The organism is Streptomyces sp. NPDC020192 (genome assembly GCF_044388685.1).
Taxonomy (GTDB): domain Bacteria; phylum Actinomycetota; class Actinomycetes; order Streptomycetales; family Streptomycetaceae; genus Streptomyces.
On record NZ_JBIRXG010000017.1, the window covers coordinates 200,496 to 221,991 of the forward strand.

The window sequence follows — 21,496 nt, forward strand, 5'->3', positions numbered from 1 at the left end:
GGCCGTCGATGGGGAATCCTGTGACCATGTCTCGCGATCACGTTCAGCCGGCACCCAGCCGCAGCCCCGAGGCTCCGTACCTCGAGCTGCTGGCCCGCGACGCCTCCGTGGAGGCGTACGAGCAGCCGGTGCTGCTCGCCCGCGCCGAGGGCCTGCCGGCCGACCGCATCGCCGCGCTTGAGCAGGCCAGACCGCTGGCCCTGCGTGTCCGGGCCGAGCTGGAGGGCCGCCGGCGGCGCGAGGCGGAGCTGTCCGCGCTCTTCGAGACCGCCCACGACCTCGCGGGCCTGCGCGATCTGGACGCCGTCCTGCAGGCGATCGTGCAGCGCGCCCGCTCGCTGCTCGGCACGGACGTCGCCTACCTGACCCTGAACGACCCGGCGCGTGGCGACACCTACATGCGGGTGACCGAGGGCTCCGTCTCGGCCCACTTCCAGCAGCTGCGGCTCGGCCTGGGGGAGGGGCTCGGCGGACTGGTCGCGCAGACCACCCGGCCGTACGTCACCGACGACTACTTCCAGGACGCCCGCTTCCAGCACACCTTCACCATCGACGCCGGCGTCCGGGACGAGGGCCTGGTCGCCATCCTCGGCGTACCCCTGATGCTCGGGCCGCACGTCATCGGGGTCCTCTTCGCCGCCGACCGCCGGGCCAGGGTCTTCGAGCGCGAGCAGATCGCCCTGCTCGGCTCCTTCGCCGCGCTCGCCGCCGCCGCGATCGACGCCGCCAACCTGCTCACCGAGACCCGCGCGGCGCTGGCCGGGCTGGAGCGTGCCAACGAGATCATCCGGGACCGCAGCGCCGTCATCGAGCGCGCCTCCGACGTGCACGACCGGCTCGCCGAACTCGTCCTGCGGGGCGGCGGGGTGCACGACGTGGCCGCCGCCGTCTCCGAAGTCCTCGACGGCACCGTGGAGTTCACCGAAGCCGGCGCGGCACCGGCCGAGGCGCTGGAGGCCTCCCGCGCGGAAGGGCACGCCGTACGGCACGGCGAGGACTGGATCGCCCCGGTGGCCGCCGGCGGCGAACTCCTCGGCGCCCTGGTCCTGCGCGGACACCCCGGCCTCGACCCCGTGGACCAGCGCACGCTGGAGCGGGCGGCGATGGTCACCTCGCTGCTCCTGCTCGCCCGCCGCTCCGCGGCCGAGGCCGAACAGCGCGTGCGGGGCGAGCTGCTGGACGATCTGCTGGACGCCCGCGACCGGGACCCGCGGCTGCTGCGCGAACGGGCCGCCCGGCTGCACGCCGACCTGGACGCGACCCATGTCGTCCTCGCCGCCCGCCTCGACGGCCCGGCGGCCGACGCCGACGAGGAGGCGGCGGCCCGCCGTCGCCTCTGGTCGGCCGCCTCCCATCTCGCCGCCACCCGCCACGGTCTGGCCGCCGCGCGCGACGGCGGCACCGTCCTGCTGCTGCCGCTCGGCACCGACAGCGCCACGGACGTGGCCCGCCGCACCGCCCGCCACCTGGGCACGGCCGTGCACCAACCGGTCACGGTCGGCGCCTCCGCCCCCGTCACCGACCTCGCCGCCCGCCCCGAGACCGTGGCCGCCGCCTACGCCGAGGGCCGTCGCTGCCTGGACGCGCTGCACCTGCTGGGCCGGGCCGGGGACGGCGCGGCCGCCGAGGACTTCGGTTTCCTCGGCCTGCTCCTCGCGGGCGACCGGGACGTCGCCGGCTTCGTCGAGCGCACCGTGGGCCCGGTCGTGGCGTACGACGAACGACGCGGTACGGACCTGCTGCACACCCTGGACGCCTACTTCGCCTGCGGTATGAGCCCGGCCCGCACCAAGGACGCCCTGCACGTCCACGTCAACACGGTCGCCCAGCGGCTGGAGCGCGTGGGCCGGCTGCTCGGCGCGGACTGGCAGACCCCCGCCCGCGCCCTGGAGATCCAACTGGCCCTGCGGCTGCACCGGTTGGCGGCCCCGGACAGACCCTGACACCGACGCCGGCCCCCGCACGGACGTGCCGTACGGGGGCCGCGGCAGCCGGACGGGCGCCGGTCAGACGGACCGGGCCTCGGTGGCCGGACGCGTACCCGCGGACTCGCCGCCGTCCGCGGCCTCGACGCGGGCGAGATCCCGGTGCCGGGTCTCCCGGGCCATGCCCACCGCCACGAGGGTCAGTACGGCGGCGGCGATCACGTACAGGGCGATCGGGGTGGAGCTGCCGAAGTCGGAGAGCAGGGCGGTGGCGATGAGCGGGGCGGGCGCACCGGCGGCCACGGAGGCGAACTGGGCACCGATGGACGCGCCCGAGTACCGCATCCGGGTCGCGAACATCTCGGCGAAGAAGGCGGCCTGGGGCGCGTACATCGCGCCGTGCAGCACGAGCCCGACCGTCACGGCAACCACCAGGTACCCGAAGGACCCGGTGTCCACGAGCGCGAAGAACGGGAACATCCACAGGCCGACACCGGCCGCGCCGAACAGGTACACGGGCCGCCGCCCGACCCGGTCGGACAGGGCGCCCCAGGCCGGGATGACGGCGAAGTGCACGGCGGAGCCGATGAGTACGGCGTTGAGCGCGGTCTGCTTCGACACGCCGGCGGAGTCGGTGGCGTAGACGAGGATGAAGGCGGTGATGACGTAGTAGCCGATGTTCTCCGCCATCCGCGCGCCCATCGCCACGAGCACGTCCCGCCAGTGGTCGCGCAGCACGGAGACGAGCGGAAGCTTCTCCGGCTCCTCCGTCCGCCGGGACTCGGCCCGCGCCAACGCCTCCTTGAACACGGGCGATTCGTCGATGGACAGCCGGACCCACAGCCCGATGAGCACGAGCACCCCGGAGATCAGGAACGGAATCCGCCAGCCCCAGGTCACGAACGCGTCGTCGGAGAGCAGGGCCGTGAGCAGCGAGAGCACACCGGTCGCGAGCAACTGCCCCGCCGGCGCCCCGGTCTGCGGCCACGAGGCCCAGAAACCACGCCGCCGCGCGTCCCCGTGCTCCGACACCAGCAGGACGGCACCACCCCACTCACCGCCGAGCGCGAAACCCTGGACGAGCCGCAGCACGGTGAGCAGGACCGGCGCGGCGCTTCCGACGGTGGCATGCGTGGGCAACAGCCCGATGGCGAACGTCGCCCCGCCCATCATCACCAGACTCAGCACGAGCAGCTTCTTCCGCCCGAGCCGGTCCCCGTAGTGCCCGAACACGAGAGCCCCGAGCGGCCGCGCCGCGAACCCCACGGCATACGTCAGGAACGACAGCAGCGTCCCGACGAGCGGGTCGGAACCCGGAAAGAACAGCTTGTTGAACACCAGTGCGGCGGCGGAGCCGTAGAGGAAGAAGTCGTACCACTCGATGGTGGTGCCGATGAGGCTGGCGGCGACGATGCGCTTGAGGTTCACGGGTGGTGGGGGAGCGGTGGTTCCAGAGGCCATGTGCGCCACTTCCTCGTGTGCGGTGGGGACGGGTACGTGTCGGCACACGGTAGGAAGATGCAGGTCAGGGGCCCATGTGGTGGGGCAACATAGTTCGAGTATTGGCTATGCGTGCGGCCACCATGCCGGCTCACGGAAGGGCGGTTCAGGGGCTCGAGGGTGGTAGAAACGAGTGCTGTCCGGATCGCACAGTTCGGGGCGATTTGACGGTGCGGTGCTGACTCCCGTGCTGGTTTGGTGCTGACTAAAAGCCCACGTCATCACCCGTGCTCACCCCTCCCGTGCTGACTTGGTGCTGACTACGCTCCGTTGAACTCGGACATCTTGGAGCCGATCGGCTCAGGGCCGTTGCGCGGTAGGCGACCTGAACGAGAGGTCGACCACGCTTTGCTGCTCGGCTCTGCGGGCAAGGACAAGGCGTTGCGCCTGCGCGTGGTAGGCGTTCGGCCCAGCAGATTCTTCGTCTGCTGGTGGTACACGGCTCAGACGCAGTTTGACCAGCGAAAACAGCTCCGATCGCCACAAGCTGCGGACGGCTGGTCCGGGTATGGTCCGGATCTTGGTTCGAAGGTTCGTGGCGATGAGCCCTGCCCGCATGTTGCGCTTGTACGACGATGACGGCCTCGGCACTGCTTCGAGAGGCGACGACGGGCCGCAGAAGACTGTCCTGACCGGGCTGCACCAAGGCTGGATCCGGCGCTGGCGGAGGCCAGCGCGGTTTCTTCGGCCCGGCCCTACAACCGTGGCGCTGTCCTCGCAGGACCGCGACGACACCGCGTTGAGAATTCGTCCCGTGGGGGCTCGGTTGGCCGAGGCGTCGCGGCGGCAGGTTGATCAGTGCCTACCAGTGCCTCCCGACCCTGTGACGCCCCGGGTCATGGTCGCAGAACCACGGTTTGAAGGGGCGGCGCCGGCGCACTATGGCTGTGAGTGCGCTTCCGCTGCTTTTCGCCATTCGTCGGCAGAGCTCCGCTTGGCGTGACCGGGGCTGTTTCCGCAGGTGAGAGACGGACGGTCACGCGCCGCGTGAGGGCTGGCGGAAAGGGCCATGGTGAACCGCTTGGGAGCTGAGAAGGGCATTCGCCCAGCTGAGCTGCCTCAGGCTCGCTGCCCCGTGAATTGGCCTGACGGTGTGGGCCCTCCTGGCCTGATGGCGACTCGACCGGGGCGTAGCGCCGTGATGACCCATCAGCTGCTGTCAGTGCCCACTGCTACACCCTTTTGTTGGGATGAGCCGCGCTCCGCGGCCCACCGACGGGAGGGGGAAACATGTCGAAGGTGCCGGACGGGTTCCACCGGGTACGCGGACACATCCGTCGCAATCCGAAGCCCAGGAGCGCCAAGCGCATGAGCGGTTGGATGATTGCCGGCTTACTGGCCGGCGTGTGGCTGTGGGGGCAGGTGTTCGGGTTCAGTGAGTCCACCGCCACGACACCGCCGACGGATCCGAAGCCGGCGGCCAGCGCGACGGCCGACCGCTGATGGGACGGATACGTCTGCGGCGCCCTCGCGGTGCCGCGGAACTGGTCGCAGCGGCTGTAGTCGCCCTGGCTGTGCTCGTCCTGGTGGCGCGGACGGCGGCCACCGCGGTCGGCACACTGAAGGCGGCCTGGCCTGCCCTGCTGGCTCTCGCCCTGCTCACGGGAGCCGTCGCGGCGTGGCGGATCAGGCAGGCGACCACGATGCGGCGTCGGGAGAAGGAGCGGCTGGCCACTCTGCGGATCACGCTCGCGGAGTTCGACACCATGGACGACCGTCGCTTCGAGTACGCCCTGCGGGATCTGCTGGTCCGCGACGGCTGGCCGGCCCGCAGAGTGGGTGGCGGCGGCGACCAGGCCGCCGACGTCATCGGTGACCATCCGCAGCGCGGCCGGATCGTGGTGCAGGCCAAGCACACCCGCGTCGGCGGGAAGGTGGGCTCAGCTGTGATGTACGCGGTGAAGGGGACGGCCGGGCCGGTCCACAACGCCGATCACGCTGTCGTCGTCACCAACGGAGCCTTCACCCGCGATGCCATGGCGTGGGGCGACCGGCACGGCGTCCACTGGATCGACCGGGAAAAGCTACAGCGCTGGGCCGAGGACGGTGCCGCTCTGCACGAGCTCCTCGGATTGTCCGCGCGCTCCCGCCCGAGCCGATTCAGGCGTGCGGCATGACTGGCAAGGATCGTGATCGCTGCCCAAGACGTCTGGAGGTGTGGTGTTCGATGAGGACGGGTCGCTCGACCCGCTGCTGAAGTTCCTGCTGTATGCGGTCATCGCGCTGGCCGTCGGCAAGATGCTCTGGGAGTGGCTCACCGAGGACGTCGGACAGTGGAGCACCGTAGATTTGTGGGGGCTGATAGCCGATCACCCGTGGTGGACCGGGCTCATCGTGGTCGGCGGACTGCCCATGCTGCTCCTGCTCGGCAGAATCCTGTCATTCCTGTTCGGCGCCAACACCTACGCCAACGCGGACGACACGTTCGCCGCTCCCTCTGGCGATGCGATCGAAGCGGAGGCGCTGACCTTCAAGATGAAGCAGCTTTCGTCGATGAGCGCGACGGGTTTCGAGCAGGCGTGCACTGATCTCCTGGCCCGTGACGGATTCCGGCGTCCGAAGCGGGTCGGGGGCGCCGGTGACCTCGGCGTGGACATAACTGCCCGCGATGACGAAGACCGCCTCCTGATCGTGCAGTGCAAGCAGTATCAGAGCCCAGTCGGGTCAGGCCACGTGCAGAAGTTCAACGGGACAGCCCGCCCGCACCACGGAGCCGACCTCCCGATCATGATCGCGCTCAACGGCTTCACGCAGCCGGCGATCGACTTCGCCCAGCATCACCAGCTCATCCTTATGGGCCGTCCGGAATTGAAACGATGGGCCCACGGCGAGCACCTCTACGACGTCCTCGGCATCCAAAGCACGACACACTGACGCCAGCGCACACCGAGCTGAGTCCGTCCCTGGAGATCCCGCCTAGTGGCCGGTGGTCCCGATTCGGGCTCAGTCCGGTGCGGCGCGTTCTCATGGAGATAGGCCCGGGCCCCTCCCGGCGACGAGCCCCCCAGCGAGGCGGCCTTGGGTCGAGAGATCGTGAGGCGGCACTCGTGTGATGACGCCGCGGTCTCCGGCATGCCGGTCCTCCTCAATGGGCTCTCTACCCCAGCCGCTCACCGTTTGAAGCGCGCTTCCTGACGATCCGTGACCTTGCTGCTTGGCGGGGGTAGGTACTGAGGCTGCCCCGCAAGGTCGCAGTAGCGGACCCACTTTTCAGCAGGCGACCGCTTTGTGTCTACTGATGATCTCACGTGATCGAAATTGACAGGTATGAGGGAAGTGTGAAACGGGAGGCGTTCCCGGTGGCAGGATGCAGCCCCAGGGCCTGAGGAGGCGTGAGCGCGGTACGGGGCTCGTCCGTTCGTCGAGTGCTCGACAAGCCCTCATAGGCATAGGTGCGCGGCAGGGAGTTGGGGTGTCTCAAACCGGTACGAGTGGCATTCCGGGCCAACGGGCTGGCTTAAGCGAGTTGCCCAGCCACAAGACTCCGACGCCACCCCGCCTGACCAAGGCCGTAATCCAGAATTTCAGGTTGCTGCGTGAGACCGAGCTGTCCTTCACTGACGACGTGACATTGTGCGTCGGCCGCAACAACACAGGAAAGACCTCGCTGGCCAAATTATTCAAGCTCTTCCTGGCGAAGAAAGACAGCGTGCTGCGCATCGAGGATTTCTCTGCAGAATGCTACGCGGAGTTCCTCGACGCGCACCGCCTCTACGTTGCGGGTGAGAAGGAACAGGCACGCGGCCGGATCCCGAAGGTCACCCTGACCCTCCATATCGCATACGACGCGAACTGCGAACAGTACGGCCCTCTGGCCTCCTTCATTGTGGACCTCGATCCCGACTGCTCCGAGGTCGTGATCAGGCTCACCTATGCATTGAAGGACGGCGCCCTGGACGTGTTCCTCAGCGACCTGGTCAGCAGTGCGGACGCTGCGCCTCTTGAGCGGCTCGCCAGACGCATTCCGGCCCACTTCGGACTGTCTGTGACGGCGGTAGACCCCACTGACGACGCGAACGTCCGCACAGTCGACCTGGCGGACGTCAAGAAGCTCCTAAAGGTGGACTTCCTCGATGCGCAGCGGGGATTGGACGACGAGGACCGGGAGGCCGCCCAGCCCATCGGAGCAATCTTCGAGAAGCTCTTCACCTCGGCGAAGGGCGGTAAGCGTGTTGAGTGGCTGGAGGATCTCGCCACGCGTATCGACGTGATGCTCACGAACACCTCCAGCGATCTCGACATCAGCCTGCAGGAGATCCGCACCCAGGTAGCGCCGGCATTGACGGCCTTCGGATATCCGGGGCTGGGGAACCAGGAGTTCGTCACTTCTGCCCGCCTGGATTCCCGGCGGCTTCTCAGGAACTTCGCACGCATCCACTACCCGGGAGCGGCTGGCGTGCGGTTTCCGGAGTCGTACAGCGGCCTCGGAACGCGCAACCTGGTGATGATGCTCCTCAAACTCTTCACCTACTACCGCGAACACACCGCCCAGTCCAATGAACTGGGGATTAATCTCGTTTTCCTGGAGGAGCCGGAGGCTCACCTACATCCGCAGATGCAGGAGGTGTTCATCCAGCAACTCCTTCAATTTCCCTCGCTCTTCCCACGGCTCGATGCCCAGATGTGCGCGAACAGTCCCCAACCGGTCGGCATGACGCAGGCGACCGGTTCCGGCAGCCAGAATGGATCGCCCTGGAACGCCCAGTTCGTGGTGACTACCCACTCGGCGCATGTAGCCAATCGGGCGCGCTTCTCGAACATCCGGTACTTCCGCAAGGAGGAAGAGGCTGCCGAGCCCGAAGGCGAGCCGAGGCCGGCCCGTACGGCCATCAAGGACCTCTCCCAGGTTTCGCGCGATGAGAAATTCCTGCTGAAGTACCTGACCCTCACCCGGGCCGACCTCTACTTCGCGGACAAGGCGATTCTCGTTGAGGGCGCCAGCGAGCGTGTCTTCGTCCCAGCCGCAGAGGAAAAACTCGCAGCGCGAAAGCCAGACACAGCTCTCTCGCATCAGTATGTGACGTTGATGGAGGTAGGCGGCGCGTACGCCCACAAGTTCTACCCCCTGCTGAGGATCCTGGGCATCCCAACCCTGATCATCACTGATCTCGACCCCATCGACGCAAGCGGTCCCAAGACCCGCAAATGCACCGTGTCCGAAGGAGGACATACGTCCAACCAGTCCATCCGGGCATGGTTCGACGAGACGGGCGAGACCAAGGTGGCCGAACTACTCAGACGCGCCGAGGCAGATGCACCCGTAGCCGCCAACCTTTGCCTTGCCTACCAGGTGCCCGAGCAGCCCGGAGATCCATGCGGCCGTACCTTCGAGGACGCCTTCGTACTGGCCAACCCGACTCGCTTCGGTCTCTCCCGGCGTAGAGCCACGACCACGAACGCGAGCCTGGAAAAGAGAGCCCGCGACAAGGTGGACGGCAAGGGCAGCAAGGTCGACTTCGCCCTCGAGCACGTCCTTGGCGAACACGACTGGGAGGTGCCGAAGTACATCAGGCGCGGTCTCGAATGGCTCATGGCACAGGACGGGACGGCGACGAAGACGGATGACGAGTGATGACGGCACATCCCGAAGAGCTGGTGCACGGCAAGCGCGTCGTCACCGTGGCCGAGTCGGAAGCGCAGACGGTACGGGAGACGATCCTGACCGCATTGCGGGAGGGCAGCCACTTCAAGTTGGAGGCCGGCGCCGGTGCGGGCAAGACGAGCTCGCTGATTGAGGCACTTCAGAGCATCCTCGTCGACCGAGACCGGTACCTCCCGCGACGGGACCAGCGCGTCGCCTGCGTCACCTACACCAATGTGGCCCGCGACGAGATCATCAGTCGCACCGACAGCAGCCCGTCCGTCTTCGCCGACACCATCCACGGCTTCCTGTGGCAACTGCTCTCTCCCTTCCCCAAGTACCTGCTGCGCTACGTCGTCGAGGTCGACGCCGTGCAGTCCAGGCTGGAAGGGCGAACATCACTGGACGGCTACACAGTCGATTACAGCACCGGCTACCGGAAGGTGGACCACGACACACTCCACGTGCAACTGGCGCACGACGACCTTCCCGCCCTGGCTTGCAAGTTCTTCGCCCTCCCCAAGTTCCGGGCCCTGGCCGCCGACCGGTTCCCCATCGTGTTCGTCGATGAGTACCAGGACACCCCCGTCGGTCTGGTGGAGGCCATGTTGGGCACGCCGGGTGAGGAGACTCCCCTCCGTGGTCCCCTCTGCGGATTCTTCGGCGACCACTGGCAGCAGATCTACGACAAGGTGTGCGGGACCATCGACGACCCGCGCGTGAAACCGATCGTCAGGAGGCGCAACCGCCGGTCGCAGCGCGCTGTGGTGGATCTCCTGAACGCGATGCGCCCTGAACTGGAGCAGACCACGAGCCCGGGAGCAGGTGAGGGGAGCATCGCCATCTACCACACCAACGACTGGGCCGGTACGAGGCTCACCCACCACCGGAAGGGACAGATAGGCTGGGATGCCGCGCATGCGGCCCGCAGCTGGGCCCTGGAAGACGCCCGCCGACGCCTGTGGAACATCGAGGTATCCGATGGCTTGGACGGAGCGTGGGCGGCAGCGCCCCGCACGAAGATCCTCATGCTCACGCACGAGACGATCGCCGGCGAACTGGGCTACCAGCGACTTCACCAAGCCTTCCGGCGCAACGAGTCCTATGTGAAGAAGGAGGACCACGTCATGGCCTTCTTCCTGGACGTCCTGGAACCCGCACTACTTCATCACCGGAACAAGCGCTACGGCGCGATGTTCGACGCACTCGGCCACCGCTCGCTTCTGACCTCCCCCGCCGACAAGTACGCCTGGGCGGCCCTCCTGAAAGAGCTCGAGAGGACCCGTGAGGATGGCACTGTTGGCGACGTCCTCGACCTCTGCCTGAACCAGCAGCTGTTTGATGGACTGGGAAAGGTCCGTGAACGCCACCGTAAGTCGGTGCCACTGGCCAACAGCGAATCGCAGGCCGAAAGCGACGACAAGGCCAAGGCGCGAGCGGAAGAGTACGAGGCCCTGCGTGCTGTTCCGTACGCGCAGCTACTGGCGTTGCATGACCACCTGGGCGGTGGCACACCCTTCGCGACGCAGCACGGAGTCAAAGGCCAGGAGTTCGACAGGGTGCTCGCCGTCGTCAGCAAGGGGCACACTCGCTTCCAGATCCCCGAGATGTTGGCGAATTTCTCCCGGCGTCACGGACTGCAGGGGAAGGAGCGGGAAGCCTTCGTCAGGGCGCGGAACCTCTTCTACGTGGCGTGTTCGCGGGCAAAAGAGCACTTGGCCCTTCTCTTCACCACGAAGCTCGACCCCGCTGCGCTCGACACCCTCCGCGAATGGGTGGGCGACTCACGGATCATCTCTCTGCGGTTCGATGGAGACTCTGTGTTATGCGGCGAGCGCGAAATGAACAACGCTGTCTCGCCAGTGCGCGGGTAGGCTGTCGACCCTGGAGCCGCGGAGCATTGCCGCACAGCACCTCCGCCGTGCCTAGCGTATGGACCAGGGCGGGCGTGGGCTGCTCACCTTTGCCCAGCTCACTGAGCGCTGGAGCAGCCGCCACACAGGCACTGGGAAGAACCATCTACGACCGTGACTCGCGTAGTGAGGCGAACGAGGCACCAGGTCCGCTTCCTGCATGTTCGTGAAGATCTCACCCGTGGTTTCTGGGGCTCCTGATTACCTGGTGCCGCCATCTACCTTGCCCGCGCGCACCCCACTCTCGCCCAGCCCTGCCCACGCTGCATACTCGCCTCGGGCCTGGCTCAGTGGCCCGTCAACAGGAATGTGACGTAATTCCGGACACCGAGGTTGCGGCGGGTCTCCGTCCGTGCAGTGCTGAGTTCGCCCGTCACCCTCGCTCGCTCCGCCTCGGCGCCGCTCAGCTGCTTCTGACGTTGCAACAGGTCAGCACGCTTGCGCTGGGTCTCCATAGCGCGCTGCTGGCGGTCGGCCGTGAGCCGCTGCCGTTCGTCGGTGATCTGCTTTTGGAGGACGTCCCTGTCCTGCTGGGCCTTGCTCTCCGCCTGCTTTACCTCCCGGTCGTACTGCGCCCGCAGCGTGGCGATCTCTGCGCGGATCCTCGTCAGGGCTGGCCCAGGCAGCTTGGCGGGTGCGGAAGCCCTTGCCCGTTGCTCCAGGGACCGGCGCCATGCGTCGAGGGCGGTCGCCCGAGCTTCGCCCACGCCAGCCACGCGGACGTGGTGGCCGCCTGGGCGGACGAAGTAGGCGACACGGCTCCCGGAACCCTGGCTTTGGGAGTAGGACACCCCCGTGAAGTCGGCCGCGGTGCGGATACCAGCCTGCACCAGAGCCCCGACCGTCTTGGCGCCCATGTTCGACAGTGACCGCGCTTCCTGAATCGAAGTGGCGCGCAGCTTCGCCTCGACGTGCTGGCGCACCGCCGGTTCCAGCGCGGCGGCAATCATGCTCTGCTCTCTGGCGGGCAGCTCCGCCTTGCGCTGGCGGGACTGGTCGGTGCGGCGGTTCAGGTCCATAGTGATGCGAGCCAGTCCGTCGCGCAGGTCGGTCTGCAGGGTCTGCATGCGCTTGTCAGTGGCCGCGCCATCCTTGGCAGTGGCGGCATCCAGCTTCTGGATCTCCTGCTCCAGCCGCCGGTGGGCGCCCGCCGGATCCTTGAGTTCGCGGGCCCGACGACGTAGTCCCCGGACCCGTTGGCGGGCGGCTCGATACTCCGGCCTGAGCCGCCGGCCTACGCCGATCAGGGCGGCCGAGGCGAGTAGGGCGGCCCCCTGCGCGGCAGGCAGGTAGCCCGCCGGCTGTCCGACAGTGACCGCGAGCACGGCGGGGGCGGCGGTGCTCAGTACGGCGGTGGCCGCGGCCGCCAGGTCGCGAGGGCGGCGCCCGGTGAAGCCCGCGGAGGCGGGGGCCGGCGCGCTAGTCGGCACCGCCCTGGCGGGGGCGGACGCCACGCGATCCACCAGCCAGGCTGGGATGCCACCGGAAGGTGCATTTGCCGGGGCGGCGGCACCCGTCGAACCGCCGGTCGCCGTCGGAGCCGCGGCGCCGCCCTTTCGCTTGCGGGGTGGGGCGGGGAGCGTGGGCGCGTCGGCGGTCAGGCGGGGCAGCGTAGAGCAGGGTTGCCCGAGGAAGCCCCGGACGCGGTCCGCCTCCGCGCGGAGCCGTTGGTCGGAGTGGCCGAGGAGCAGGGGCCAGGCCAGTGACGTCGCCGGGTCCTTGAAGTCGGGCTCGGAGAGCATCAGGTACTCGCCCTGGCTGTCGTGAAGCTGAGTCCACAGGCTTGAGTCGGTAGCGACGGCGAGCAGGGAGAGGTGGATGAGCCAGGCCGAGAACCGGTCCATGGCGGGCCCGAAGTCGGCGGCGCCGCGTTGCGGCGACTGGTAGTTGCGGTGGCCGTTCTCCGTCGCCGCCTCGCCCTTGAGAGCGGGGACGTACATGCCGTCGTAGTCGACAAGCCTCAGGGTGCTGTCGTCCGCCACGAGGATGTTGCCGTGCTGCAGGTCGCCGTGGGCCATGCCATGGTCCTCCAGGTCGCCCACCATCGCGAGGAAGCGGTCGGCGAGGGCATGGACGGCAGCCGAGTCGTGGCGGTGACGATCGATCCACGACATGAGGTCGGTGCCCTGCACCCACGCCATCCGCACCACCGGGAACCAGTCGCCGAGAGCCAGCACGCCCTGCTCCAAGAACTCGAAGCGCACAGGCCACGGTTGAGAGAGGCTGCCCGTGTCGAGCGCGGGCAGAGCAGTGCTGATCGCTGTGTAACGGGCACCGATGGCGGAGGTGTCCCGAGTGAAGCACTTGAGCGCGTATCGCTCCCCGTCCGGCGCGGTGACGGAGAAGACGCTGGCAAAGTTGCCAGAGATCGCCTTGGGCCCGAGGACGGGGCTCTGCTGGACGGTTCCGTGCTGGAGATCAGGATCGCGGAAGCAGAGTTCGGGGTGCTGCAGGGCCTCCGCGTAGTTCGCGCCCGTAGGGAACTTCCGGACCCCACCGGTTCCGGTGGCGGGGCGACCGCCGCGGGACACAGCCATCACGCCTCCGTTCTCACCCGGATCCGGATCAGGGTCACGTCGTCGTTGCGCATGAGCCCGCGCGCCCGCTGGTCCTCCACCCACTCCGTGAAGGGCTCATCGCCCACCTCGGCAAGCGTGGCCAGCACGGTGCCGGGCGCCCGGTGCCCGTGGTGCGGGGACAGCAGCCAGGCGGCCAGCGCGTCGCTGGCCAGCAGCACCTCGTCACCTGGCGCCAGGGTGCCGTGGGCGAGCCGCAGCCGCTCGGCCACCAGGGCCGTGTCGTGGTTACGGCTGCCGAGGAGCTGGGGGGTGATGCCGAAGCCCTCGACGTCCTCGACGGGGAAGGCCCGCCGGACGACACCGTCCCGCACATGGAACAGGCAGCTGTCGCCCAGGGCGAAGGCGTGCCAGGACCAGTCGGCCCTACCGTCACCGGACACGGTGGCTCGGACCTCCGCCCCCAGGACGGTCGCGAACGCGCCTTTCTCCAGGCCGGGTTGCTCGTACCAGGTGATGGGCCGGCCACGGGCGTCGCGCTCCGCCCGGTACCACTCGAGGTACGCCTCCCAGCGGGGCGCGGACCGTTCCATGAGGTCGACGACGAACGTGTCCACGTCGTCCCACCAGTCACGGCCGAGGGACATCGACTCGACGGCGTCCGCGACGAGACGCTCCGCCCAGGCGCCCGCGAGCAGGCTCTCCGAGGCGCCGTCGGACACCGCCGCGTACAGCGGGAGGACGGTACGGCCCTCGTCGTCGGACCGTGCGTCCCCGACCCAGGACAGCCCCGCGTCCTCGCACTCCTTGAGGGTGTTGCCCGCCTTGGGCACCCGCAGCAGCTGGCATTCCGGCAGAGCCGAAACGTCCTCCATGGTCAGCGCAGCTCCGTCTCGGTGGTCAGCGCAGCTCGGTGGCGCGGGTGCCGATGTCGAGGAACTCCACGATGGAGGTGATGTCCGCGTTGTAGACGAAGCCCCGGGTGGTCTCGCTGACACGGTGCCCCTGCGAGGCCGCGTAGGAGCGCATGTGGCTGGGCAGCACGCTGGACATCTGGAACAGCAGCCGGGCGTACGTGTCCGGCAGCCCCTCCTCGCTGTCCGGGAAGGTGACCGGTGTGCCGCCGCTGCCGGACACGTGGAGGTTGAACAGGAGGACCGCGCCATCCGCGGTGGCGTGCGAGGCCAGCGCGATGGCGGCGCTGGTGGGGTCGCCATCGGTGGACTCGCCGTCGGTGAGGTTGAGTACGATCGGCGGGAAGCCGCTCGGGTGGGCCTCGACCCAGTTCGCGACGAGGCTGTCAGCGTAGCCGAGGGCGCGTGTCATGGGCGTGCCGCCGTTGGTCACCGGGTCCATCCAGACCGGGAACTGTACGGAGGTCTCGACCAGGCCGCCGGCGCCATCGGGCACCTTCTTGGTACGGCTCTCCACCCGCGCGGGGTTGTTGGCGACCTCGCTCAGCGGAACGAGGTCGCGCCCGGCCAGCGCCCCCTGGAACGCGGAGCCCACGTGATTGTGTCCGTACCCGATCACGGCCACGTGGAAGTAGTCCCGTACGCCTTCCTCTTTGGCGCACTTGACGGACAGTTCGGTCAGCAGCCGGTTGATCGCGTCGGAGACGACCTCGGCCCTCTGCTGCGTGACCTCACCGGCGCCCATGGGATCGCTCATGGAGGCGGACTGGTCCACGAGGAAGATGAAGCAACCCGGATTGGTTCGGCTGATCTCAGCGGTGTACGGCACTGCGCCCCCCTTGCTGTGAAGGGGATCACCATATCGAATGACCAGTGCTTTCACGCTGCCTTCACAGTCTCGGTGTCGGGGAAGTGATCGACACTCACATGCCGTTCCACCGGCCGTCGGCATGAGCCCCCGACGGTCTGCTCGACGACGTTTGGATCCAAGTGCTGCTCGGCGTCGTGGAGGACGTTTTCGATGCCTCCGGAATCGAGGCTAGTGCCTTCACCCAGGGCAGATTCCCATCAGGGCAGATTCCCATGATCAATGACATGGGAGGCAGTCTGCTGGTTACGCCTCGTGTGGCCACTGGGGCTGCGCGGCGTTCGGAGTGATGAACACCGCAAGGCAGCGGAACTCGCCACTTGAGCCCTCCAGTTGGGTGTACTGACGCCAGGCGAGCGTGTAGGCGCCGCGCAGCACTCGGGTGTTGTCCGGGAAGGAACCGCCGGCCCACAGCAAGGTGCCGCTCAGTTCACGCCCGTGGTGGATGCGGAACTCCTCGTCCCTGGTGGGCATACTGCGTTGCCTGGGGCGCCACAGGGCGGCCTCGTTTGTGATGAGCAGGGCCAGCCCGTTCTGGTCCTCGCGGTCGCAGAAGCGTTCCAGCCTTGCTACGTCCCGCAGGAAGTCCCTACGTGCGACGTCTGGGGCGTTGTGTCCGCGCAAGGCGTACTCCTCGGGAGGCGTCCCTGCTGTACCCGACCATTGTCGGGTCACGTACTTGAACTCGATTGCCGTACGGCTCGCCGGCCCCAGGCACAGTAGGTCCAGGTACTCCGAGGCGTTGCTTCCGCGCACCGGGATCTCGAGACGGCACCTGACATCCGGTGCGACCTCGCCTACAGAGAGGGCGAAACTGTGCTGGAGATCGGCCTCGGAGTGGAACACCGGCCGCCGCGCGCGTAGACACTCCAGGACTTCGTCCAGCGTGGCGCTACCCGCGATCGTCTCCAGAGTGGCGGGCCGGGGCGGGGGTGTTGGCATCGGCGTGGCCATGACGCCATTGAAGGCTGTGCGGCCTGCCCATGTCAGCTGATGTCGACTACCGTCGACAGGGCGTCGGCCACATCGCTGGACGCCGAAGCGCTCATGATCCGCCGAACCCATCTTCAAAGGGGCCGATACCGAGGATGCCGTCGGGCGGCAGCGATCTCCTAAAGAAGGTTGGTACGACAGAACCCGGGCTTGCTCGACTACTGGGTGCAGCGGCGGGGTGCATCGTGACCGACCGTTATCGAGTCGCGCCTCGGGAGCACGTTCCGCACGCGGTACGGCCTCCTCTGAGGCTGGTCAGGGTGAGGGTGATGGCCGTGCTGCACCTGCAGCGGCAGCGCCACCGGTCGGTGGTCTTCCCCGGATAGGGCTCCAACGGCTCGAACCCGGCGGCGCGTGCCTCCGCGGCGGCTGTCGCGGGATCGGTTCGGCCACCGGATCGGGGGCACTTCTTGCAGCCGGTGGTTCCCGACCGGACGGATGCCAGGCGCGTCATGACCTCGTTTCCGCAGGAACAGCGGCAGCGCCAACGGTCCGTGGTACGGCCGGGGTACGGCTCCAACGGCTCGAACCCGGCCGCTCGTACTTCGGCGGACGCACGCTCGTCGGTTGCCGAGTTGAGGGCACAAAACCGGCAGCCCTTCGAACCGCTGTTGACGTTGGAGTAGGTGGGGCTGGTTTCGCGACCGCATGTGGTGCAGCGGCACCGCCACGGTGTTTGGCTGCCCGGGTAGGGTTCAAGCGGTTGGAGTCCGGCCGCGCGCATGGTTTCTTGGGCCTTCGGCGCGTTCGTGGCGGCGCGTTTCGCCTGGGTTTCCTTTGCCCGGCAGACGCGACAGCGCTGGCCCGCGTTACGGACGGCATTGAACGTCGGACGCCCCTCGTGCCCGCAGGTCATGCAGCGCGAGGGCCAAGTCGCGTTGGTGCGGTCGGGATACGGCACGAGTGGCTCGTATCCCACAGCCCGCATCTCAGCGGCTGCGGCCTCCGCGTCGATGAGGACTGCGGCACGGGGCCGGCCGCCAGTGCGGGGCGCATAGGGTTTTTCTGCGCTCCGTGTTTCCTCATCGACCATGGCCCAGACCTCGGCCGCCGTGATGCGGGCTGCGGAGCAGGTCTCGGTCCAGCCGTTCGGCATGATGTCGCTCGTGAGGAAAGGAATGAGTCCGGCCTGATGCAGGCGGTCCAGCACGGCCTGCTCGACGTCGTAGGCGGCTGCGCCGGTGGTGTAGTCACGGGCCTGATGCAGTTGCCAACCCTGGCGTTCGTGTTGGATGAGGCGAGAGGTGTAGCCGGTGCAGGCACCGATCCCGATCTTGACGGCTTTCCACTCCTGGTGGGTGATCACGTAAACCTTCGACGGTCCTGCCAGGTCGATGCCGTGGGTGGCACAGAACTTGCATCCTCCACCAGCACGAATCTTCATGAGCGTCGGGGAGACCTCGTTGCCGCAGGTTACGCAACGGCACCGCCACGCAGTCACCGAGGTGGCATAGGGCTCCAGCGGCTCCAGCCCAGCCGCGCGCATGGCAGCCACCGCGATGTCCGGGTCGGTCTTTCTACCCGCTGCCGCCCTCACGTCGGCACAGTGCCGACAGCCGCCCTGGCCCGCCAGAATGCCGCCCAGACTCGGTAACGTCTCACGCCCACAGCCGTTGCAGCGACACCGCCACGCCTTGTCACGACGCCCGGCGTACGGTTCGAGCGGTTCCAGGTCAGCGGCACGCATGAGGGCCTCGGCTTCGTCCGCGGGCCAGCGGCGTCGGCCACCCGGGGAGGGAGGGCAGTACGGGCAGGCCCGAAGGCCGCGCCTGAGGTTACTCAACCTGATCTCGACGTCTCGGCCGCACGGGAGGTGGCGGCAGTGCCACAGCCCGCTCGGTCCCGGGTAGGACTCCAGCGGCTCGAGGCCGAAGTCTTTCGCCTCAATTGCGGCCCGGTCGCCGTCCGTGCGGGGCAGTTCGCGGCGACGCGACCATGCCCGGCTGATGCCCTGCCCGGCGTTCTTGCGCCCGCACGGGCCGCAGCCCCCTTGTCCGCCCTTGACCGACCCATGAGTCGGTGTCCCGATCGTGCCGCATGTTGTGCAGCGGCACCGCCAGGGCATGTCGGTCCCGGGATAGGGCTCCAACGGTTCCAGACCCGCCGACCTCATGAGCGCGGCGGCCTGGTCCGGATCGACCGGCGCGTTCGGCGCGCACCATCGGCACGGTCCCCCTCCGCGTTTGATGTACGAGTAGCGTGGCTTGGCCTCCCGGCCGCACGGCACGTGTCGGCAGCGCCAAGGGGGTGTCGCCCCGGGATATGGCTCCAGCGGTTCCAAGCCAGCCGAGCGCATCAGCGCCACCGCCGCCTCCGGAGGAATCGATGCCGTGCCTGAGCAGTACCGGCAGCCGCCTTGCCGACCCGCGGCAATGTTGCCCAGCCTGGGTGACACTTCTCTCCCGCACGCTTCATGGCGGCAGCGCCAGGGCTTATCACTTCCTGGATAGGGCTCCAGTGGTTCGAGCCCGGCATCCCGCAGAATCAGCACCGGATCGCGTGGATCCTTCCGCGGACGTCCCGTCGCCACCCGGCCTCCTTCTGAAGTGCCCGCTTCCGGGGTGAGGATCGCACGCGGCACTGACAATGGCCTTGTTCACGTCAGGAGCTTGGGGCGGGCTTCCTCGCGGCAGCCTCCTTGCCCGGCCCCGTCGGCGCGGCAAGTCGGACCCGCTCGATGCCGAGAACGCGGCCCGCGCGGTGCTGAGCGGGCGGGTGTGTGCTCAGGCCAAGGCGGGCGATGGGCCGGTGGAGATCGCCTGGATGTATAAGCTGGCGAAGGACTCGGCGGTCAAGGCCCGCACGCAGGCGATCAACCAGCTCAAGGCCGTCCTCATCCGTGCCGATCCGCAGCTGAGGGAGGAACTGGCCGGGCTGGGCAACGCAGAACTCTTCCGCACCTGCGCCGGGCTCGTCGACGACAGCCTGAACCACGAGGCCGGCGAGGGGGCGGTGCTCCACGCCGCCCACGTCACCCTGTCTCTCCTGGCCCGGCGCATCAGGGAGCGCAGCGAAGACATCCAAGACCTGGAAGGCCGCCCGACCCGGCTGGTGGATCGCCACGCACCGCAGCTGCTCGAGGTGGTGGGCATCGGTCCGGACACGGCCGTCACTTTGCTGATCACGATCGGGGACAACCCGGAACGAGTTGGCAGTGAGGCGTCCTTCGCGGCGCTGTGCGGGGTCAGCCCCGTCGAGCGTTCCTCGGGCAGTCGGCAGTACAGGCGCCTCAACCGGGGCGGCGACCGGCAAGCGAACGCGGCCCTGCACCGGATCGTGCAGACTCGCCTGCGCGTCGACCAGCGCACCTAAGACTATTACGAACGCCGCAGCAAGGAGGGCAAAACCCGGCGCGAGATAGTCCGCAGCCTCAAGCGCTACGCGGCCCGGGAGGTCTTCCACCTGGTCAGACCTGTGCAGCCGCAACCCTCGTCATAGGGGCAGTCGGTGACGACTATCCGGGTTGACGCGGCTGTGTGCACTGGCCCTGCTCCCCTGTCACGTCCGCACGCCCCGTATCAGGCAGCCCAGGCGCGGACGGTGGGCGCGGTGCTGAAGCCGACCCGCGGGAAGCTGGCGGGCTTCATGCCGAGCGAGTACGCGGTCATGGCCGTGGTGACGAGCGGTCGGCCGTCACGTCCAGTGCACATTGTGCTCATGCGACCAGTGTGCCCGGGCAGGCGCGCCGCGTGGTCCCAGGCGGCTTCCCTGGAGAACGCGACGGCGTCCATGCTGGCGCGTGCCATGCTCGGCGTCCGTTGTGCAGGGGCGCCTCTTCAGGAATCGTGACATACCGCGGTCAGTGAGGGCGTAACTTCCTCTTTATGAACAGCACTTGGGCGGCCCGTGATCTGCCTGTACTCGACACACTTGTGAAGTTCCTCGACGACGCTGCCGGGGAGTCGTTCCCTCACCTCCGAGACATCGCCGAGCTCACAGACCTTGAGGTCATCGACGTCGGAAGGGCAGCGATCGCGCTCGAAGGTGCAGGCCTGATCGATCTCCGGAAGGTGATGGGCGGAGACCACGGCCACTGGTTCGTCACGGGCGTTTCCGGCCACGCACGACACCTGGTCGGCCAGTGGCCTTCCGCCGAGCAGTTCGTCGACGAGGTCGCATCGCGCCTTGATGCCGCAGCGGACGACGAGACAGATCCGGAGCGGCGATCCCGGCTTCGCGAGCTGGCCAGCTCTGCCGGAGATGTCGCCCGCAGCGTGTTCGTCGACGTCGCAACTGCGGTGATCTCGAAGCAGATGGGAGTCTGAGCTAGCGGGCCGGAGTTCAACCTCTCCCGGGCGCACGTGGACTACCGTCAACGGCGACGCCATGGCAGGCGGCGTCTCGCGGGCGGGTTGAGCACGGCTTGCACGGCGCGGCCGAAGTTCCCTGCGGCGGCCTCGAGATCTCGGGGCCTGCGCGACTCGTGGTACCGGAAGACCTCGGTCATAAAGGTGTCTGCGGCTTCCCGGATCCCTGCGTTGGAGTGGCGCAGAAGTGGAGCGGCGGCGTGGGCGACCGCTGCCAGTTTCGGGATGATGGAGGCCGTAGCGGTCTTCACCTGAGTGCGCTCTTGGGCCAGGAACCAGGCCACTCCGCCCGCTCCGGCGGCCATCTGGCGCCAGTCCGGTTCCTTGGCGAACGCGGCCACCCCGAGCCCCGTCATGGACGCCAGGATGCCGGCCCGTACTGTCTCCATGCGGTTGCTCCACAGGGAGTGGTCGGCTTCTACGGCTGCACGCAGGTCGGCTACGGCGTGCACCATGGCGTCGAACTGGGCTCCGAGTGCGCTCTGCTCGGCCTTGGCGTCGGCGCGGGCCGTCGCTCGGGCAGTCAGCCATGAACCAAGGGGAACGCCCGCCAGACCGATTGTGGCCGTGATGAGGGCGTTGGGGTCGAACGTCACGGGCCCAGAATGCCGGTGCCGATCTTCGCTGGTGGCGCTGTTGCCAAGCCGTTACGGCCGGGGCGTCTTTAGAAGTCATCTCATTTGGTGAGTCTGCGGTAGCAGATGAGGGTGCAGGCGATGCTGGTGAAGGCGAGGAAGTGCTCGGCTTTGCGCTCGTAGCGGCGGTGCAGGCGGCGGCATCCGGCGAGCCAGGACATCGTGCGTTCTATGGTCCAGCGGTGACGGCCCAGACGGATCGAGGACTCGATGCCCTTGCGGGCGATGCGGTGCCTGATGCCGCGCCCGCGTAACCATCGCCGCAGGTGGTCGTAGTCGTATCCCTTGTCGGCGTGGAGCTTTGCCGGTCTGCGTCGCCGGCGCCCGCGCCGGGAGCGGATCGG

Annotated in this window: 17 protein-coding genes; 8 read left to right on the forward strand and 9 right to left on the reverse strand. The window is 68.1% G+C overall.

Annotation, left to right across the window (positions count from 1 at the left end; translation table 11 throughout):
- Positions 1-26 precede the first annotated feature (26 nt).
- Positions 27-1,943 carry a helix-turn-helix domain-containing protein gene (locus ACH47Z_RS30130; protein WP_399079173.1) on the forward strand — a complete coding sequence of 639 codons (1,917 nt, stop codon included), beginning with the start codon at positions 27-29 and terminating at the stop codon, positions 1,941-1,943.
- A 63-nt stretch (positions 1,944-2,006) separates the two neighbouring features.
- On the opposite strand, the gene ACH47Z_RS30135 is transcribed toward ACH47Z_RS30130, so the two are convergent.
- Positions 2,007-3,386: an MFS transporter gene (locus tag ACH47Z_RS30135; RefSeq protein ID WP_399079175.1), complete on the reverse strand. Its 1,380-nt coding sequence runs from the start codon at positions 3,384-3,386 to the stop codon at positions 2,007-2,009.
- A gap of 1,269 nt (positions 3,387-4,655) precedes the next feature.
- Here ACH47Z_RS30135 and ACH47Z_RS30140 point away from each other — a divergent pair.
- The 5 genes from ACH47Z_RS30140 to ACH47Z_RS30160 all read left to right on the forward strand — a co-directional run bounded on the left by ACH47Z_RS30140 (position 4,656) and on the right by ACH47Z_RS30160 (position 10,880).
- Complete coding sequence (locus tag ACH47Z_RS30140) at positions 4,656-4,868, forward strand: hypothetical protein (protein WP_079033661.1); 213 nt, start codon at positions 4,656-4,658, stop codon at positions 4,866-4,868.
- Complete coding sequence (locus ACH47Z_RS30145) at positions 4,868-5,542, forward strand: restriction endonuclease (RefSeq protein WP_399079177.1); 675 nt, start codon at positions 4,868-4,870, stop codon at positions 5,540-5,542. Before ACH47Z_RS30140 ends, ACH47Z_RS30145 begins: the two co-directional genes overlap by 1 nt.
- Before the next feature lie 43 nt (positions 5,543-5,585).
- A complete protein-coding gene (locus ACH47Z_RS30150) occupies positions 5,586-6,299 on the forward strand; it encodes a restriction endonuclease (RefSeq protein ID WP_399079179.1) in 714 nt (237 codons plus the stop codon).
- 433 nt (positions 6,300-6,732) lie between these two features.
- The gene (locus ACH47Z_RS30155) at positions 6,733-8,997 is read left to right on the forward strand and encodes an ATP-dependent nuclease (RefSeq protein WP_399079181.1); all 2,265 of its coding nucleotides are present in this window, start codon (positions 6,733-6,735) and stop codon (positions 8,995-8,997) included.
- Positions 8,997-10,880, forward strand: a complete 1,884-nt coding sequence (locus tag ACH47Z_RS30160; RefSeq protein ID WP_399079183.1) for a UvrD-helicase domain-containing protein — start codon at positions 8,997-8,999, stop codon at positions 10,878-10,880. The genes ACH47Z_RS30155 and ACH47Z_RS30160 overlap by 1 nt, the downstream gene beginning before the upstream one ends.
- A gap of 326 nt (positions 10,881-11,206) precedes the next feature.
- Here ACH47Z_RS30160 and ACH47Z_RS30165 read toward each other — a convergent pair whose 3' ends face one another.
- From ACH47Z_RS30165 to ACH47Z_RS30185, 5 genes are all read right to left on the reverse strand, one after another.
- Positions 11,207-13,108: a hypothetical protein gene (locus tag ACH47Z_RS30165; protein WP_399079185.1), complete on the reverse strand. Its 1,902-nt coding sequence runs from the start codon at positions 13,106-13,108 to the stop codon at positions 11,207-11,209.
- A gap of 347 nt (positions 13,109-13,455) precedes the next feature.
- Positions 13,456-14,310 carry a hypothetical protein gene (locus ACH47Z_RS30170; protein WP_399079186.1) on the reverse strand — a complete coding sequence of 285 codons (855 nt, stop codon included), beginning with the start codon at positions 14,308-14,310 and terminating at the stop codon, positions 13,456-13,458.
- A gap of 25 nt (positions 14,311-14,335) precedes the next feature.
- Complete coding sequence (locus tag ACH47Z_RS30175; protein WP_399079188.1) at positions 14,336-15,178, reverse strand: vWA domain-containing protein; 843 nt, start codon at positions 15,176-15,178, stop codon at positions 14,336-14,338.
- Between the two features lie 285 nt (positions 15,179-15,463).
- Entirely contained in the window at positions 15,464-16,171 is a 708-nt protein-coding gene (locus ACH47Z_RS30180) for a hypothetical protein (protein WP_399079190.1), read from the reverse strand.
- A gap of 235 nt (positions 16,172-16,406) precedes the next feature.
- Entirely contained in the window at positions 16,407-17,747 is a 1,341-nt protein-coding gene (locus tag ACH47Z_RS30185) for a hypothetical protein (protein ID WP_399079192.1), read from the reverse strand.
- A 1,049-nt stretch (positions 17,748-18,796) separates the two neighbouring features.
- On the opposite strand from ACH47Z_RS30185, the gene ACH47Z_RS30190 reads away from it, so the two are divergent.
- Complete coding sequence (locus ACH47Z_RS30190; RefSeq protein ID WP_399079194.1) at positions 18,797-19,522, forward strand: transposase; 726 nt, start codon at positions 18,797-18,799, stop codon at positions 19,520-19,522.
- A gap of 206 nt (positions 19,523-19,728) precedes the next feature.
- On the opposite strand, the gene ACH47Z_RS30195 is transcribed toward ACH47Z_RS30190, so the two are convergent.
- A complete protein-coding gene (locus ACH47Z_RS30195; RefSeq protein WP_399079196.1) occupies positions 19,729-19,869 on the reverse strand; it encodes a hypothetical protein in 141 nt (46 codons plus the stop codon).
- Positions 19,870-20,034: 165 nt separating this feature from the next.
- Here ACH47Z_RS30195 and ACH47Z_RS30200 point away from each other — a divergent pair, with 165 nt between their 5' ends.
- Positions 20,035-20,475: a hypothetical protein gene (locus ACH47Z_RS30200; RefSeq protein WP_399079197.1), complete on the forward strand. Its 441-nt coding sequence runs from the start codon at positions 20,035-20,037 to the stop codon at positions 20,473-20,475.
- Positions 20,476-20,522: 47 nt separating this feature from the next.
- Here the strand turns inward: ACH47Z_RS30200 and ACH47Z_RS30205 are convergent, their stop codons facing one another.
- Positions 20,523-21,113: a hypothetical protein gene (locus ACH47Z_RS30205; protein ID WP_399079199.1), complete on the reverse strand. Its 591-nt coding sequence runs from the start codon at positions 21,111-21,113 to the stop codon at positions 20,523-20,525.
- 80 nt (positions 21,114-21,193) lie between these two features.
- Positions 21,194-21,496: transposase (locus ACH47Z_RS30210; RefSeq protein ID WP_399079201.1), on the reverse strand; the 303-nt coding region annotated here is incomplete at its 5' end.

What these genes read in the sequence shown, in the direction of transcription:
- ACH47Z_RS30130 (WP_399079173.1), top strand. Translation starts at nt 27, where the DNA reads ATGTCTCGCGATCACGTTCAGCCGGCACCCAGCCGCAGCCCCGAGGCT.
- ACH47Z_RS30135 (WP_399079175.1), bottom strand. Translation starts at nt 3,386, where the DNA reads ATGGCCTCTGGAACCACCGCTCCCCCACCACCCGTGAACCTCAAGCGC.
- ACH47Z_RS30140 (WP_079033661.1), top strand. Translation starts at nt 4,656, where the DNA reads ATGTCGAAGGTGCCGGACGGGTTCCACCGGGTACGCGGACACATCCGT.
- ACH47Z_RS30145 (WP_399079177.1), top strand. Translation starts at nt 4,868, where the DNA reads ATGGGACGGATACGTCTGCGGCGCCCTCGCGGTGCCGCGGAACTGGTC.
- ACH47Z_RS30155 (WP_399079181.1), top strand. Translation starts at nt 6,733, where the DNA reads ATGCAGCCCCAGGGCCTGAGGAGGCGTGAGCGCGGTACGGGGCTCGTC.
- ACH47Z_RS30160 (WP_399079183.1), top strand. Translation starts at nt 8,997, where the DNA reads ATGACGGCACATCCCGAAGAGCTGGTGCACGGCAAGCGCGTCGTCACC.
- ACH47Z_RS30170 (WP_399079186.1), bottom strand. Translation starts at nt 14,310, where the DNA reads ATGGAGGACGTTTCGGCTCTGCCGGAATGCCAGCTGCTGCGGGTGCCC.
- ACH47Z_RS30180 (WP_399079190.1), bottom strand. Translation starts at nt 16,171, where the DNA reads ATGGCCACGCCGATGCCAACACCCCCGCCCCGGCCCGCCACTCTGGAG.
- ACH47Z_RS30190 (WP_399079194.1), top strand. Translation starts at nt 18,797, where the DNA reads ATGGCCTTGTTCACGTCAGGAGCTTGGGGCGGGCTTCCTCGCGGCAGC.
- ACH47Z_RS30195 (WP_399079196.1), bottom strand. Translation starts at nt 19,869, where the DNA reads ATGAGCACAATGTGCACTGGACGTGACGGCCGACCGCTCGTCACCACG.
- ACH47Z_RS30200 (WP_399079197.1), top strand. Translation starts at nt 20,035, where the DNA reads ATGAACAGCACTTGGGCGGCCCGTGATCTGCCTGTACTCGACACACTT.